The organism is Kocuria subflava, assembly GCF_012163155.1.
GTDB lineage: Bacteria > Actinomycetota > Actinomycetes > Actinomycetales > Micrococcaceae > Kocuria > Kocuria subflava.
The window spans coordinates 1-520 of sequence record NZ_JAAVUN010000247.1; the positions used below are offsets into that span (position 1 = coordinate 1).

Below are 520 nucleotides of genomic sequence, written 5' to 3' on the forward strand. Positions count from 1 at the left end.
CGACCACCCCGACCGTGTGACCGCCGCCAAGCAAAGAGCCAAGTCCGAACAGACCGTGATCTCCGATCACGAACTCGACGGACAGACACTTCGGATCGGGGTGATCGATGTTTCTCTGCCCACCGATGACCGCGATGCCTTCCTGGTGATCGGCACCGATCTGAGCACGCAGCGCGCAGCCGTCTACGACTCGTGGTGGCGGTTCACCGGTATATCGGCGGTCATGTTGATCCTGGGCAGCCTGATCTCGTACTTCCTGGTCGGTCGCATCACGGCACCCATCACCCGGCTCAGGGAAGCAGCACAGAAAATCCCCGCCGAGGACCTCGAACGGCGGGTGCCGGTGACCAAGGCCGATTCCGACGTCGGACAGCTGGCCCAGCACTTCAACTACATGCTGGACAGGATCGAGGACGGGTTCGACCAGCAACGGCAGTTCCTCGACGACGCGGCGCATGAACTGCGAACACCTCTGGCGATCCTGCACGGCAACCTGGGGCTCATGGATGCCGTGGATCCG

1 protein-coding gene is annotated in these 520 nt (G+C 62.7%); it reads left to right on the plus strand.

The window, feature by feature from the left end:
* Nucleotides 1-16: 16 nt before the first annotated feature.
* On the plus strand, nucleotides 17-520 hold a 504-nt coding region (locus tag GTW58_RS15065; RefSeq protein WP_168023652.1), incomplete at its 3' end, for a HAMP domain-containing protein.